The following is a 16,981-nucleotide window of genomic DNA, read 5'->3' on the forward strand; positions in this document are numbered from 1 at the left end:
GCCCATGACGTCATCCAGATCCGACCGTATCGCGGCGCTGTCTCCCGAATTGCGGGAGAAGCTGCGCACCAGGATGGCAGGCGCGGACGGGCGGGCGGACGTGCTCCCCACCGCGGATCGTGACCGCCCGCTGCCGCTGTCGTTCGCCCAGCGGCGGCTGTGGTTCCTCGACCGGCTCCACCCGGAGGACGCCGAGTACAACAGCGCGCTGGCCTTACGGCTCACCGGGCATCTCGACATCCCGGCACTGGCGGAGGCCCTGCGGGCGCTCGTGGAACGACACGAATCGTTGCGGACCACCTTCGACGAGGTGGACGGCGAAGGTGTGCAAACCGTCCACCCACCGGCGGGCCTGCCGCTGCCGGTGGTGGACGTCGCCGCCGATGTCCTCGACCGGGTGCTGCTCGAGGAATACTCGCGGCCGTTCGATCTGCAACGTGGGCCGTTGGTGCGGGCATGGCTGGGCAGGACCGGCCCCGAGGAGCACGTGCTGCTGATGTGCGTGCACCACATCGTCACCGACGGCTGGTCGATGGGTGTGCTCACCGGTGAACTCGCCGAGCTGTACAACGCCGGTGTCCGCGGTGAGCGGGCCGTGCTCCCGCCGCAGCCGGTCCAGTACGCCGACTTCGCCGCGTGGCAACGGAAACGCCTGACCGATGCCGTGCTCGCGGAACGGCTCGCCTACTGGCAGCGCAGGCTGGGCGGGCTCGCCCCGCTGGAACTGCCCACCGACCGGCCGCGACCGGTGACCCGGACCACCGAGGGCGCGGTTCACGAATTCCACCTGTCGCGGGAGACCGCCGCCCGGCTGGCCGAACTGGCACGGTCGGTCGAGACCACACTGTTCACCGCCGTGCTCGCGGCCTGCAAGGTGCTGTTCGCGCGCTACGCCGGACAGGAGGACGTGGCCGTCGGCACGGTCGTCCAGGGTCGCGACCGGCCAGAACTGCAGCGGGTGGTCGGGTTTTTCGTCAACACCGTGGTGCTGCGGTCCACTGTGGACTTGTCACGGAGCTTCCGCGAACTGCTGGGCGGAGTGCGGGAGACGGTGCTCGACGCCTTCTCCCACGACGACGTCCCGTTCGAGCGGCTGGTCGACGCCGTGCACGCGGACCGCGATCCCAGCCGGAACCCGCTGTTCGACGTGATGGTGCTGCTGCACAGCGCCTCCGGGGCGAAGCCGGCTTTCGACGGGCTCGCGGCCGAAGACGTCGGCGTCGCGCGGAAATCGTCGAACTTCGACCTGACCGTCGAGTTCGAGGAACGCGACGGCGCACTCGCCGGGCTGGTCGAATACAGCACGGCGCTGTTCGACGCGGACACCATCGACAGGCTGGTGTCCCATCTGGCGGTACTGCTGGACGCCGTCACCGCCAGGCCGGACCGGCCGCTGGCGGAGCTTCCACTGGCGACGGACGGCGAGCTGCGCCGGATGCTCGTCGAGTGGAACGACACCGGCATCGACGTACCGGACACGACCGTCGTGGACCTCCTCGACGCTCAGGCCGCGACGACGCCGCACGAGACCGCTCTGGTGTTCCGCGACGAGTCGCTGGACTACGCGGAGCTGACCCGGCGCGTCGACGAACTCGCCGGCGAACTGGTGCGGCGGGGAGCCGGACCGGAGCGGATCGTCGCCGTCATGCTGCCGCGGTCCGCCGAGGCCGTGGTGGCGCTGTTCGCCGTGCTGAAGGCGGGTGCGGTGTACCTGCCGGTCGACCCCGGTCTCCCGGCGGAGCGCGTCGAGACGCTGTTGCGTGACGCGGACCCGGTCGTGGTGGTGGACGAGGACTTCGAGTGCACAGGGCCCCCGGCGGCGCTCACCGGTCCTCACCCCGGCCAGGCCGCGTATGTCATCTACACCTCCGGGTCGACGGGCAAGCCGAAAGGCGTCGTGGTCGAGCACCGCGCGCTGGTGAATCTGCTGGCCAACCACCGGCGTGTCTTCGGCACCGGCCGGCTGCGCGTGGCGGGCACGGCGGCGTTGTCGTTCGACACGTCGTGGGAGGGGCCGCTGCTGCTGGCCGACGGTCACGAACTGCATCTTGTGGACGACGACACCCGGCTGGACCCGGACGCACTCACCCGGTACGTCACCGGCCACGGGATCGACTTCCTCGACCTGACCCCGTCCTATCTGCGGCAGCTGCTTCCCGCCGGGCTGCTGGACGGACCGCACCGCCCGAAGCACCTGATGCTCGGCGGTGAGGCGATCGGGGCGACTCTGTGGCGCGAGCTGACGGAGCTGCCAGAGACGACCGCCCACAACTACTACGGTCCGACCGAGACCACCGTCGACGCCGTGTGCACGCCGGTGTCCGGTGACCGGCCGCTGATCGGCCGCCCGCTGGGCAACTTCCGCGCCTACGTCCTCGACGAGACGCTGTCACCCGTACCGCTCGGCGTACCGGGACAGCTCTACCTCGGCGGCGCCCAGCTGGCTCGCGGTTACCTCGGCCGGCCGGGGCTGTCCGCGGACCGGTTCATCGCCGACCCGTTCGGTAAACCCGGCACCCGGATGTACGCCACCGGCGACCTCGTCCGCTGGACCGGGGACGGAGCGCTGGACTACCGCGGCCGGTGCGACGAGCAGGTCAAGATCCGCGGGTTCCGCGTCGAACCCGGCGAGGTGGAGGCCGCCCTGCTCCGTCACCCCGCGGTCGCCGAAGCCGCGGTGGTGGCGAGGGAGGACCGGAACGGCAAACGGCTCGTGGCTTATTTCGTGCCGGGCGGGGGAAGCCCGGATCTCGGCGAGCTCCGGCGTTTCCTGGCCGGGTCGCTGCCCGACTATCTGGTGCCCTCGGCCTTCGTCCGGCTCGACCGGTTGCCGCTGACCCGGCACGGCAAACTGGACCACGCCGCCCTGCCGACGCCGGACTTCTCGGCCGCCCGCGCGCGGTATGTCGCCCCGCGCGACGATGTGGAGCGGCTGGTGACCGGCGTCTGGGCGGACGTGCTCGGTGTCGAGCGGATCGGGATCGAGGACAACTTCTTCGACCTCGGCGGGGATTCGATCCTCGGCATCCGTGTCCTGTCCCGGCTTCGGGCCGCGCTCGGGGCCGAGGTCCCGGCGCGGCTGCTGTTCACCGCGCCCACTCCCGAGCGGCTCGCCGCCGCCCTGCCTCGTTCCGCCGGGCGCGAGGTCGCGATTCCGGTACTGGACCGGACGAACGGCGCGTTGACGGCGCCACTTTCGTTCGCCCAGCAGCGCTTGTGGTTCCTCGACGAGTTCGAGCCGGGCAGTACCGAATACGTCTCGCCCATGGCGTTGCGGCTTCGCGGGGACCTCGACACCGGCGCCCTTGACCGGGCGTTGACCGCGCTCGTGGCCCGGCACGAGGCCCTGCGCACCACCTTCGACACCGTCGACGGGCACGGAACACAGGTCGTGCATCCGCCGTCGGAAGTCCGTGTCCCGCTGACCGACCTCAGTAGACTGTCCGAAGAGGACAGACGGCGGCGGCTGGCCGCCGCACTGGCCGAGGCGTCGGCGGCGCCGTTCGACCTGCGCCACGGTCCGCTGCTGCGCACCCGGTTGCTCCGCCTGGCGCCGGAGGAGCACGTGCTCACGCTGGTGCTGCACCACATCGTCACCGACGGCTGGTCGAGCGGAGTGCTCACCGGTGAGCTGAGCGCGTTCTACACCGCTTTCGTGCGCGGCGAGCGCCTCAGCCTGCCCGACCTGCCGGTGCAGTACGCCGACTTCGCGGTCTGGCAACGCGAACGGCTGGCCGGGGCGATGCTGGACGAGCAGCTGGCGTACTGGCGTCACCGTCTCGAAGGCGTCCCGCCGCTGGAGCTGCCCACCGACCGCTCCCGCCCGGGCGTCCGCACCAAGAACGGCGCGTTGCTGGAGTTCAGTGTCCCGGAGGCCACCACCGCGCGGCTGAAGGAACTCTCCCGGCGTCAGGACGGCACGCTGTTCATGACCCTGCTCGCCGCCTGCCAGCTGCTGTTCGCCCGCTGGGCCGGCCAGGACGACGTCGCGGTCGGCACGGTCACTTCCGGCCGGGAACGCGCCGATCTGGAAGGACTGATCGGTTTCTTCGTCAACACCGTGGTGCTGCGGTCCGAAGTGGACCTTTCTCAAACCTTCGACGCGTTCCTCGACGGCGTCCGCGAGCTGACCTTGGACGCCTTCGCGCACCAGGACGTCCCCTTCGACCGCGTGGTCGACGACCTGCAGCCGGTCCGTGACACCAGCCGCACCCCGCTGTGCCAGGTCATGGTGGTGCTGCACAACACTCCCGAGGGCAACGCGGCGCTGCCAGGGCTCGCCGTCGAGGAACTGGCGCCGCCGGTGGTGACCGCGACCTTCGACCTGATGATCCAGTTCCAGGAGGTCGCCGGGCGCCTCGACGGGGTCATCAACTACAACACCGATCTCTTCGATCCAGTCAGCATCGAACGGCTGTCGGGCTGGTTGCGCGTCCTGCTCGACGGCGTCGCGGCCGACCCGAAGCGCCCGATGGCGCGGCTGCCATGGATCACCGACACCGAACGCGCCCGGGTGCTACGGGAGTGGAACGGCCACGAGACCTCCGGCCAGGACACCACGCTGCCCGAACTGTTCGAGGCGCAGACCCGGCGGACCCCGGACGCCGTGGCCGTCACCCATGCCGGAGCCGGCCTCACTTACCGCGAGCTCAACGAACGCGCCAACCGCCTCGCGCACCGGCTGATCGAGCTCGGCGCCGAACCGGAACGGCTGGTCGCGCTCGTGCTGCCGCGCTCGATCGAGCAGGTCGTCGCCATGGTGGCGGTGCTCAAATCCGGCGCCGGATACCTGCCGATCGACCCCGCCTACCCGGCCGCGCGGATCGAGGGCATGCTCGCCGACGCGAACCCGGTGGCGGTGCTCGACGACCGCGAGGCGCTGGAGGCCGTCGAGTATCCGGCCACCGACCCGGCCGTGCGGCTGACCGCGGACAACGCCGCCTACGTCATCTACACCTCCGGTTCGACCGGCAAGCCCAAGGGCGTCGTGGTTCCGCATCGCAACGTCACCCGGCTCTTCGCGGCCACACGGGACTGGTTCCGCTTCGACGAGCGCGACGTGTGGACGCTGTTCCACTCTTACGCGTTCGACTTCTCGGTCTGGGAAACGTGGGGTGCGCTGCTGCACGGTGGCGAACTCGTCGTTGTCGGCCAGGACGTCGCCCGCTCGCCCGAGGACTTCCTCGCCCTGCTCGCCGCCGAAAAGGTGACGGTGCTCAATCAGACGCCGTCGGCCTTCTATCAGCTGATCCAGGCCGACCGCGAACAGCGGCCCGGGTTGAGCCTGCGGACGGTGATCTTCGGTGGTGAGGCGCTGGACCCGGCGCGGCTCGGCGAGTGGTACCGGCGGCATCCGGCCGGGCCGGAGCTGGTCAACATGTACGGGATCACCGAAACCACCGTGCACGTGACGCACCAGCCGCTGGCCTCGGCGGACACGGCGAGCACCATCGGCGTGCCCATCCCGGACCTGCGGACCTACGTGCTCGACGGCACGCTCGCCCCGGTCCCGCCCGGGGTCACCGGCGAGCTGTACGTCGCGGGCGCGGGCCTGGCCCGCGGCTACCTCGCTCGTCCTGGCCTGACCGCGGACCGGTTCGCCGCCGACCCGTTCGGTGCGCCCGGAACCCGGATGTACCGCACCGGCGACCTTGTCCGCTGGACCGGCGAGGGCGTGCTGGAATACCAGGGCCGCGCCGACCACCAGGTGAAGATCCGGGGCTTCCGGATCGAACTCGGCGAGATCGAGGCCGCGCTGGCCGCGCATCCGGACCTCGGCGAGGCCGTCGTGGCGGCCCACGAGGCGGACGGAACCCGGCGGCTGGTCGCCTACCTGGTCCCGGCGCCGGGCGCCTCGGTGCCGGGGACCACCGCGCTGCGGGAGTTCCTCGGCCGCACGCTGCCGTCGCATATGGTGCCCGCGGTGTTCGTCGGCCTCGAGGCGCTTCCACTGAACGCCAACGGGAAGCTCGATCGCCGGGCTTTGCCCGCGCCGGACGGGCACGTCGAGGCGGGCAGCCGGTACGTGGTACCGCGGACGCCGGCCGAACGCGAGCTCGCCCAGATCTTCTCAGCGGTGCTTGGCGTCGAGCAGGTCGGCGCGGAGGACAACTTCTTCGGTCTCGGCGGCGATTCGATCCTCAGCATCCAGGTCGTGTCGAAGGCCCGTAAGGCCGGGCTTTCCCTGTCGTCGAAGGACATCTTCCTCCACCAGACCGTGGCCGAGCTGGGTTCGATCGTCGAGGCACGGGTGGTACCGGAGGTGGTCCGGGCCGTTGAGCCGTCCGGGCCCGCCCCGCTCGGGCCGATCCAGTCGTGGTTCTTCGCAAGCGGCCTCGACACCGGCCACTTCACCATGTCCGTCCACATCGGACTGCGGACGGACGTCGACCCCACGCGCCTGTCCGAAGCCGTCGGCCGGGCGATGGCGCACCACGACGCCCTGCGGATGCGGTTCTCGCTCGCGGCGGGCGAGTGGGTCCAGGAACAGGCGGCGCACGAGGACAACGCGCCGCGAATCGTTCGGTTGTCCACCGCGGACGAAGAGGGGATGCACGCCGCGGCGCTCGCCGCGCAGAGTTCACTGGATCTCACCGGCGGGCCGTTGTGGCGGGCGATCGTGTTCCTGCCCGGCGACCAGGCGCCCCGGCTGTTCCTCACCGTGCACCACCTCGTCATGGACGGCGTGTCGTGGCGTGTCCTGCTCGCCGACATCGAGGCCGCCTACCGGGGCGAAGACCTCGAACCGGCCGGCACGTCCTACACCGCGTGGGCGCGGTCGCTGGCCGGTCACGTCCGGGCGGGCGGGTTCGACGAGGACCTCGAATACTGGAAGACCGTGTTCAGCGACGCGAGTCCGGACCTGCCGGTCGACCGGCCCGGCCGCAACGAAGCGGGCTCGGCGCGCACGGTGTCGGCGAGCCTCGGCCGGGCCGAAACGGCCGCGCTGCTGCACGACGTGCCCTCGGTCTACCGGACGCAGGTCAACGACGTCCTGCTGGCGGCGCTCGGCCGGGTGCTGGCCGGGTGGACCGGCCGCGACCGCGTGGTGATCGCGGTGGAAGGCCACGGCCGCGAGGAGATCGTCGACGGGCTCGACCTGTCCCGCACGGTCGGCTGGTTCACCGCCCAGTTCCCGGTCGCGCTCAGCCTGCGCCCGGCCGCGGGCTGGGGCGAGGAGCTGAAGTCGGTCAAGGAACAGGTGCGCGCGGTGCCGAACAAGGGCGTCGGCTACGACGCGCTCCGCTATCTCGGCCGCGAAGGAACCTCGGCGAACCTGCTGCGGGACGACCCGGCGCCCCGGATCTCGTTCAACTATCACGGGCAGTGGGATGTCGCGCCGTCCGGCGAGAGCCTCTACCAGGAGCGGCACGAGCCGCTCGGCCGGGACATCGCCGACGCGAGCCCGCGGACGTACCTGCTGGACGTCATCGGTGTCGTGGAGGACGGACGGTTGCGGCTGTCCTGGGAGTACTCCGCCGACCTGCACGACGAGGCGACGGTCCGGCGGCTGGCCGAGGGCATGATCGAAGGTCTGCGGGAGATCGTCGCGCACTGCGCCCTGCCGGACGCCGGGGGCCGCACGCCGTCGGACTTCCCGCTGGCCCGGCTCGACCAGTCCCAAGTGGACCGGATCGCCGGCGACGTGGAGGACGTCGAGGACATTTACCCGTTGACCCCGCTGCAGGCGGGCATGGTCTTCCACAGCCTCGTCGACGCGGATTCGACGGCGTACTTCGACCAGTTCCGGCTCCGGCTCTCCGGTATCGCCGAGCCCGTCTTGTTCGGCGAAGCCTGGCAGCAGCTCGTCGATCGGACGCCGATCCTGCGCAGTTGCGTAGTGTGGGAGGGCGTCGACGAGCCGTTGCAGGTGGTTCGCCGTCATGTTCCGGTGCCGGTCCGGCAGCTCGACTGGCGTGGACTGTCCGAAGAGGACCAGCAGACCGCTTTGACGGAGCTGCTGGCGGCCGACCTCGCCGCGGGTATGGACCTGACGACCGCGCCGCTGATGCGCCTGGCGATCGCCCGGCTGACCGACGACGAGGTCCAGTGCGTGTGGACCTCGCACCACGTCCTGCTCGACGGCTGGAGCACCGCGCAGGTCTTCGGCGAGGTGTGCGAGCGCTACGCGGCCCTCGTCGGCGGGCGGCGGCCGGAAGTGCCGTCCCGCCGCCCGTTCCGCGATTACCTCGGCTGGCTGGCCGAGCAGGACGGCCAGGAGGCCGAACGTTACTGGCAGCACGTCCTCGCCGGTGTCGAGGCACCCACGCCGTTGCCGTACGACCGGCCGCCGGTCGAGGCCCACCGCGCCGAATCGGGTGAAACGGTGCTGCTCGAACTCTCTCCCGAGGAGTCGCGGCGGCTGCACGCGATGGCGAAGCGCACGGCGCTGACCGTCAACACCGTGGTGCAGGGCGCCTGGGCGCTGCTGCTGGCGCAGTACAGCGGCGAGCAGGACGTGCTGTTCGGCACCACCGTGTCCGGGCGTCCGGCCGAACTGCCCGGGGTCGAGTCGATGATCGGCATGTTCATCAACACCGTGCCCACCCGGATGCGTGTCCGAAGTGGACAGACCGTGGCGGACTGGTTGCGCGAGGCGCAGGCGGAGCAGGCGGACTCGCGGCGGTTCGACTTCCTGTCACTGGCACAGTTGCAGGCGCTGACCGACGTGACGGCGGGGACCGGCCTGTTCGACAGCGTGGTCGTCTTCGAGAACTACCCGATCGACGACGCGGCGGGTGGCGACGGCGTCGTGGTGCGGGACGTCGATTCGCTCGACACCACGAGCTTCCCCCTGAACCTGACCGCGTACCTGCACGAACGGCTCGGACTGGAGCTGTCCTACGACCCGCGGTTGTTCGACGCGGCGACGGCCGAACGGCTGGCCGGGCAGCTGGCCAGGCTGGTCCGGCTGATCACCGAGGAACCGGACCGCCGCGTCACCGAGTTGTCCCCGCTCGGCGACGCGGAGCGCCGCCGGCTGCTGGTGAACTGGAACGACACCGCGATCGACGTTCCCAAAGGCACGGTGCTGGACGTGTTCCGCGCTCACGTGGCCCGCGCCCCGCACGAGACCGCGCTGGTCTTCCGGGACACCGTTCTGGATTTCGCGGCCCTGGACGAACTGTCGGATCGGCTGGCAGGCCACCTGAGCGCGCAGGGCGCCGGTCCGGAGCGGGTGGTCGCCGTGGTGCTGCCCCGTTCGGTCGAGTCCGTCATCGCGGTCCTCGCGATCTTCAAGGCGGGCGCGGTGTACCTGCCGGTGGACCCGGATCTGCCGGCCACGCGGTTCGAGTGGCTGCTGCGGGACGCGAAACCGGCTGTCGTACTCGACGACCCGGCCCGGATCCGCGCATGGTGCGACCGGCCCTCATCAGCCGAGTTACCCGGCGCCGAGGCCGACCACGCCGCGTACGTCATCTACACGTCCGGGTCGACCGGGCTGCCCAAGGGCGTGGTCGTCGAGCACCGCGCGCTGCTGAACCTGCTGGCCGACCACCGCCGCGGCTACCTGTCCGACGCCGCCGAGACCCGGATGCGCGCGGCCCTGACCGCGGCGTTCTCCTTCGACACCTCATGGGACGGCCTGCTGTTCCTGGTGGACGGACACGAGCTGCACGTCCTCGACGACGACACCCGCGTCGATCCACACGCCGTCGCCCGCTACGTCGACGAGCGACGGATCGATTTCCTCGACCTCACGCCGTCCTACCTCCAGCGGTTGCTGGCCGACGGGCTGCTGGCCGGTGCGCACCGGCCCGGCACCCTGATGGTCGGCGGCGAGGCGATCGGCGAGGCGTTGTGGCGTGACCTGGCGGGCATACCCGGCACGGCCGTCTACAACTACTACGGCCCCACCGAGGTCACGGTGGACTCGGTGTTCCGCCGCGTGCACGGGGACAAGCCGCTGATCGGGCGGCCGAGCGGGAACGTGCGGGCCTACGTGCTGGACCGGTCGCTCTCGCCGGTCCCGGCCGGTGTGCCGGGTGAGCTGTACCTCGCCGGGCACCAGCTCGCCCGCGGCTACCTCGGCCGTCCGGGCCTCACCGCCGACAGCTTCATCGCGCACCCGTTCGGCGGGCCCGGCGAACGGCTGTACCGGACGGGCGACCGCGTCCGCTGGACGACCGGCGGCGAACTGGACTACCTTGGCCGGCTCGACGAGCAGGTCAAGATCCGCGGCTTCCGCGTGGAGCCGGGTGAGATCGAAGCCGCTCTCCTCGGGCACCCCGCCGTCACCGAGGCCGTCGTCATCGCCCGCGAAGACGAGCCGGGGAACCGTCGGCTGGCCGCCTACGTCGTGCCCGGCGACGAGGCACCCGACAGCACCGAACTGCGGGCCTGGCTGCGCCGCACCGTGCCCGCCCACCTCGTGCCGTCCGCCTTCACGGTGCTCGACCGGCTGCCGCTGACCCGCAACGGCAAGGTCGACCGGCGCGCGCTTCCCGCACCGGAAAGCAGCGGCACCGGTACCACGTACGTGGAACCGCGGACCGCCGTCGAGGCCACGCTGGCCGGGATCTGGTCCGATGTGCTCGGGGTGGAGCGGGTCGGTGCCGAGGACAACTTCTTCGAACTGGGCGGTGACTCCCTCCTCAGCATGCGAATCGTGTCGCGGGTACGGGCCGCGTTCGGCACGGACGTGTCACCGCGCGCCTTGTTCTCCGACCCGGTACTTGGCCGGTTCGCCGCCGCGCTGGCCGATCAAGGGCCGGCGGGCAGGGCCATCCCGGTGACCGATCGCGACGGCCCACTGCCGCTGTCGTTCGCGCAGCAGCGTCTGTGGTTCCTCGACGAGTACGAACCGGACAGCGTGGAGTACGTGTCGCCCACGGCGTTGCGGCTGCGGGGCGAGCTCGACGTCGCGGCGCTCACCGACGCGCTGACCGCCTTGGTCACCCGGCACGAAGCACTGCGGACGACGTTCGACACGGACAGCGGACACGGTGTCCAGCTCGTCGGTGCGCCGTACGCCGTGGAACTGCCGCTGGACGACCTCAGTGAACTGTCCGAAGAGGACCGCCGCGCCGTGCTGGAACAGACGCTGGAGCGCGAAGTGCGACAGCCGTTCGACCTGCGGACCGGCCCGCTGCTGCGGGCGAGGCTGATCCGGCTGGCACCGGACGAGCACGTGCTCGTCCTGACGCTGCACCACATCGTCACCGACGGCTGGTCGTCCGGCGTGCTCGTCGGCGACCTCGACGCGTTCTACACGGCGTTCGTCCGCGGCGCGGAGCCGGAACTGCCCGACTTGCCGATCCAGTACGCCGACTTCGCCGTTTGGCAGCGGAAGGTCGTCGAAGGGGAGCTGCTGGCGGATCAGCTCGGTTACTGGCGCGACCGGCTCGACGGCGTGCCGCCGCTGGAACCGCCCACCGACCGGCCCCGGCCCGCGGTGCGCACCACGAACGGCGACTGGTACGCGTTCGAGGTCCCGCCCGGATTGGTCACCGCGCTCAAAAGTCTCGCCAGAGGTCAGGACGGCACGCTGTTCATGACCTTGGTCGCCGCCTGCCAGGTGCTGCTGGGCCGGTGGTCGGGGCAGGACGACGTCGCGGTGGGCACGGTGACATCCGGCCGGGACCGGCCGGAACTGGAACGGCTGATCGGTTTCTTCGTCAACACCCTGGTGCTGCGGTCCACAGTGGATGCCACAACGACATTCCGGGAGTTGCTGACGTCGGTCCGGGAGACCGTCCTCGGCGCCTTCGCCCACCAGGACGTGCCGTTCGAGCGGGTCGTGGACGCCGTGCAACCCGAGCGTGACGTCAGCCGTACGCCGCTGTTCCAGGCGATGGTGGCCTTGCAGAACACCGGCGACCCCGTGCCCGACGGCGGCGCACTGGCCGCCGAGGAGATCGCACTGCCCTCGGCGACGGCGGCGTTCGACCTGCTCGTGCAGTTCGAGGAACACGACGGCGGCCTGCGCGGCGCTGTCAACTACAACACCGACCTGTTCGACCGGGCCACCATCGAACGGCTGACCGGCTGGCTGCGGCTCATCCTCGAAGGCGTCACCGCCGCCCCGGACCGGCCGCTCGGTGAACTGCCGCTGCTGACCGCCGGTGAACGGCACCATCTCGTGCACACGCTGAACGACACCGGGCGGGCGCTGGGCACGGCCACGCTGCCGGAACTGGTGCGGGCACAGGCCGAGCGGGCCCCGGACGCGCCCGCGGTCACCGACATCGGCGTCACCCTCACCTATGCCGAACTGGAGCGGCAAGCCAACCGGCTGGCCCACCGGCTGATCGCGGCCGGGGCCGGACCGGAACACCGGATCGGGATCGTGCTGCCGAACTCGGCCGAACTGCTGGTGGCGTTGCTCGCCGTGCTCAAATCCGGTGCCGCCTACGTCCCGATCGACCCGATGTACCCACCGGAACGCGTTTCCGCCGTGCTCGGCGACTCCCGGCCCTTGGCGGTGCTCGACGACCGGGAAGCGGTACTGGACACCGCGGGGTGGCCGGAGACCGACCCCGGCGTTCAGCCCTTACCCGACCACCCCGCCTACGTGATCTACACGTCCGGGTCGACCGGCAAGCCCAAGGGCGTGATCACCACCCACGGCGGGCTGCTGAACTTCCTCCACTGGGCGGCCGAGACGTATCCCAGCCTGAGCGGAACGACCGTGCTGCACTCGTCGGTCTCCTTCGACCTCACGGTGACCACGCTCTACGGCACGCTGCTCGCGGGCGGCCGGATCCGGGTGGCGGGCACCCCGGCACAGCGACCGCCCACCTTCCTCAAAGCCACGCCGGGTCATCTGCCGCTCCTCGACCTCATGGACGACGACGAGCTGTCGCCGACCGATGAGCTGGTGGTCGGCGGGGACCAGCTGCTCGGCTCGGTGGCCGACGCCTGGCGCGCGGACCACCCCGGCGTGGTGGTGATCAACGAGTACGGCCCGACCGAGACCACCGTCGGGTGCATGGAGTACCGGGTCGGGCCGGGACAGGAACTGGCCGCGGGCGCGGTCCCGATCGGTCATCCGATCTGGAATACGCGGCTGTACGTGCTCGACGCCCGGCTGGACCCGGTCCCCGCCGGGATCGCGGGCGAGCTGTATGTCGCGGGCGAAGGACTGGCCCGCGGGTACTTCGAGCTGCCGGGGCTGACCGCGGCCGGGTTCATCGCGTGCCCGTTCGGCGAGCCGGGGGAGCGGATGTACCGCACCGGGGACGTCGTGATCCGGCAGCACGACGGCGAACTGGTGTGTCTCGGCCGCGTCGACGAGCAGGTCAAGATCCGGGGCTTCCGGATCGAACCGGGTGAGGTCGAAGCCGCCTTGCGGAGCCATCCCGACGTCACCGAAGCCGTCGTCGTGGGCCGCAGGGACGACGGGCAGACGCGTCTGGTCGCCTATCTGGTGCCCGTGACGGACACCCCGGACGCGGCCGCGCTGCGGGAGTTTCTCGGCCGTTCGCTGCCCGAGTACATGATCCCGTCGGCGTTCGTGCCGCTCGACGCGCTTCCGTTGAACCGCAACGGCAAACTGGACCGCAAGGCGCTGCCCGAGCCGGCCGCGCCGGTGGTGGCGGCGACGTCCAGGGAGCCGCAGGGGCCGGTGGAACGGGCGCTCGCCGACATCTGGGCCGAAGTCCTCGGCCTCGACCGGGTCGGCGCCCACGACGGGTTCTTCGAGCTGGGCGGGGACTCCATCCTCAGCATCCAGGTGGTGCACCGCGCCCGGCAGGCGGGCTGGCGGATGACGTCGAAGGCGTTGTTCCGGCACCGGACCGTCGCGGAACTGGCGAAGGTCGTCACCCCTGTCGAAGCCGAACCGGACGAGCGGGAGGCCGTCGCCGGGGAAGTACCGCTGACCCCGATCCAGCGATGGTTCTTCGACGTGCACACCGCCAATCCGCACCATTTCAACCAGTCCGTTCTCGTCGAACTGGATCCGGCCACGGACCCGGGGGTACTGGAGCAGGCGCTCGACGCCGTCGTCGCACACCACGACGCGTTGCGGATGCGTTTCGAGTGCGTCGAGGGGGAATGGCGGCAGCGGAACGAACCCGTCGGGTCGACGACGGGCCTGCGGATCGAGACCATGTCCACAGTGGACGACAGTGATCAGCGGGCGCTGATGGAGGAGGTCGCCGACGAGGCGCACACCGGATTCGACCTGTCCGCGCCCCCGCTGCTCAAGGCCGTGCTGTTCGCCCGCGAACCGGGGCCGCTGCTGTTCCTCACCGCGCATCACCTGGTGATCGACGCGGTTTCCTGGCGGATCCTGCTGGAAGACCTCGAGCGCGCCTACCGGCAGACGGCCGACGGCGGACCCGTCGACCTCGGCGCGAAGACGACGTCGTTCCGGGACTGGTCGCGCCGGCTGCGGGAGTTCGTCGACGGCGGCGGACTCGACCACGAACGCGACCACTGGTCACGGGCACTGCCGACCCGCGATCTGCCCGTCGACCGGGCGACGCCGGTCCCCGGCACCCCGGCGGAGTCCGTGACCGTCCGGCTCGACGCCGGCGACACCGACGCGTTGCTGCACCTCGCCCCTGGCGCCTACCGCACCCGCATCAACGACGTCCTCCTCGCGGCGCTGGCCTGGGCGCTGGCGCGGTGGACGGGTGACGAGCAGGTCGCGGTGGACCTGGAGGGCCACGGCCGGGAGGAGATCTTCGACGACGTCGACCTCACCCGCACGGTCGGCTGGTTCACCACACTGTTCCCGCTCGCGCTCGAAGTCAGCACCGCGGACGAGCCGCGCTGGCGTGACCTGGTGAAGTCCGTGCGCAGGCAACTGCGGACGGTGCCCGGCAACGGCTTCGGCTTCGGCGCGCTGCGCTACCTGCGGTTCCCCGACCTGGGTGGGCGTTCCCCGCAGATCTCGTTCAACTACCTCGGGCAGGGCGACGACACCGCCGCCGGAACCGGGCTCTACCGGGCATCGCACGCGCCGATCGGCCGTGAGCAGGATCCCGCGGACCCGGGTGGCCATCTGCTGGAGGTGGTCGGCGGCGTCCAGGAGGGACGGCTCGAGTTCTCCTGGTTCCACCGCCCGGACCGGCACGACCGGGCAACGGTGGAGTCGGTCGCCGCGGACTTCGCCACGGCCCTGCGCCGGATGGCCCGGGACTGCCGGGGAGAACGAGCGTGACGACGCTGCTGTCGCGCAACCGCGACTACCGCCTGTTGTGGGGCGGCCAGGTCATCTCCGAGACCGGTTTCAGCACGTCGATGATCGCCTTCCCACTGCTGGTGCTGGCCGTGACCGGCTCGGCGGCGCAGTCCGGGCTGGTGCTCGGCGCGGTCGCGATCGCCCAGCTCGCCGCCGGATTGCCCGCCGGGGCGCTGGTGGATCGCTGGAACCGCAAGAAAATCATGCTGGTCTGCGAGGCCGTGCAGGGTCTCGCGGCCGCCGCCCTGGTCGCGGCGCTGTGGTGGGGGGTGGCGAACGTGGCGATGATGATCGCCGTCGCCGCGGTGATGGGGCTGTGCCGCGCGTTGTTCGAACCCGCCGAGGAGGCGAGCTTGCCCCGTCTGGTCACCGTGGACCAGGTGCCGTCGGCGGTGGCGATGAACGCGGCGCGGTCGAGCGCCGGGCAGCTGTCCGGCACCGCGCTCGGCGGGTTCCTGTTCGCACTGGGCCGGATGGTGCCGTTCGTCTTCGACGTCATCGCCCACGTGGCCGCCTTCACCGCCCTGCTGTTCGTGCGGCTTCCACCGAAGCCGGTCGAACACCGGACGGTGACCCCTCATCTGGGCCGGGAGATCGTCGCGGGGCTGCGCTGGGTATGGCGTCAGCCGCATGTGCGGATCACCGCGGTGTGCGCGATCTGCCTGAACCTGTTCTTCAGCGCGTACTACCTGGTGATCATCGTGCTGGCGGACTCGCGCGGTGTCCCGGCGGGCGAGATCGGCGTGATGGCCGCGATGCTCGGCGGCGGCGGCATCCTCGGCGCGCTGGCCGCGCCGTACCTGCACCGTAAGCTCAGCCCGTACGTGGTGATCATCAGCGTCTTCTGGGCATTGACCGTGCTCACCCCGCTGGCGGTGTTCGTCCACAATGGATACCTGATGGGCCTGTTGTTCGCGGCCATGGCGTTCCTTCCGCCTGCCGCCAACACCACCATCAGCACCTATCAGCTGCTGCTCACCCCTGACGCGCTGCGCGGACGGCTCGGCGGCGTGATGGGCGTGACCGGCGGCCTGGCCGCCGCGGCGGGGCCGGCGCTCGGCGGCTGGCTGGTCGACGCGGTGCCGGGTGGCACCGCCGTGCTCGTCTGCGCGGGCGCGATCGCCGCGGTCACCCTTCTGGCCACCTTCAACCCCACGCTGCGCCGGTTCCCCCGACGAGTCGACGAGACCACCGCGGACCTGCCCGAGAAAACGGAAATGCTGGATACGAAAGGAAAGTCGAATGGCTGACGAAAACACCTACCAGGTACTGATCAACGACGAAGAGCAGTACTCCCTCTGGCCGTCGGAGAAGGAGATCCCGGCGGGCTGGCGTGCCACGGGACACCGCGGCAGCCGTCAGGAGTGCATGGACCACGTCGACAAGGTCTGGACCGACATGCGTCCGCGCAGCCTCCGCGAACGGATGGCTTCGCAGTAGACGCGCCGAGCTTGACCCCCGTGCGCCGGTGCACGGACATGGGCAGATGCGTGGCTCCGGAACTTGGTCACCGGAGCCACGCATTTGGCGAACACACCACGGTGGCTCTTAAGCGAGTGCGGGCACTGTTCTGCTCCGCACGGCGTAACCGTCCGCCCAGTACGGTATCGGCCTGATGACCGGGGGTGATGGGCGTGGCAAGGTGAGCGGAGCCCTGGACACGGCGGCGTACTTCGCCCAGTTCGTCGCCACCGTGGAGACTGGGTCCGTCGGACCTGTGCCCACCCCACCCGGCGTGACGACGCAACGTGGCTAGGGCGTGTCTGGCAAATCTGTTCGATGGGGTTCGTGATCCAGGTGGTTCCTGGTGGTGTGGGCCCTTCGGCCTCGTACCGGGTCGTACTCGGT

The 16,981-nt window shown here is 70.8% G+C and carries 3 protein-coding genes; all 3 read left to right on the forward strand.

The window, feature by feature from the left end:
• Positions 1-4: 4 nt before the first annotated feature.
• The 3 genes from AB0M65_RS21735 to AB0M65_RS21745 are packed head-to-tail and all read left to right on the forward strand — an operon-like array spanning position 5 to position 16,573.
• Complete coding sequence (locus AB0M65_RS21735; protein ID WP_364030145.1) at positions 5-15,112, forward strand: non-ribosomal peptide synthase/polyketide synthase; 15,108 nt, start codon at positions 5-7, stop codon at positions 15,110-15,112.
• Positions 15,109-16,383, forward strand: coding sequence for an MFS transporter (locus AB0M65_RS21740; protein ID WP_364030148.1), 1,275 nt, complete (start codon positions 15,109-15,111; stop codon positions 16,381-16,383). Before AB0M65_RS21735 ends, AB0M65_RS21740 begins: the two co-directional genes overlap by 4 nt.
• Positions 16,376-16,573 (forward strand): MbtH family NRPS accessory protein, encoded by a 198-nt coding sequence (locus AB0M65_RS21745; protein ID WP_364030151.1) that lies wholly within the window; start codon positions 16,376-16,378, stop codon positions 16,571-16,573. Before AB0M65_RS21740 ends, AB0M65_RS21745 begins: the two co-directional genes overlap by 8 nt.
• Positions 16,574-16,981: the final 408 nt, after the last annotated feature.

Origin of the sequence: Amycolatopsis sp. NPDC051071 (genome assembly GCF_040682875.1) — a bacterium.
Lineage (GTDB): Bacteria > Actinomycetota > Actinomycetes > Mycobacteriales > Pseudonocardiaceae > Amycolatopsis.

Excerpts from the sequence above, each read along its gene's own strand:
- AB0M65_RS21735 (WP_364030145.1), top strand. The coding sequence starts at position 5 with ATGACGTCATCCAGATCCGACCGTATCGCGGCGCTGTCTCCCGAATTG.
- AB0M65_RS21745 (WP_364030151.1), top strand. The coding sequence starts at position 16,376 with ATGGCTGACGAAAACACCTACCAGGTACTGATCAACGACGAAGAGCAG.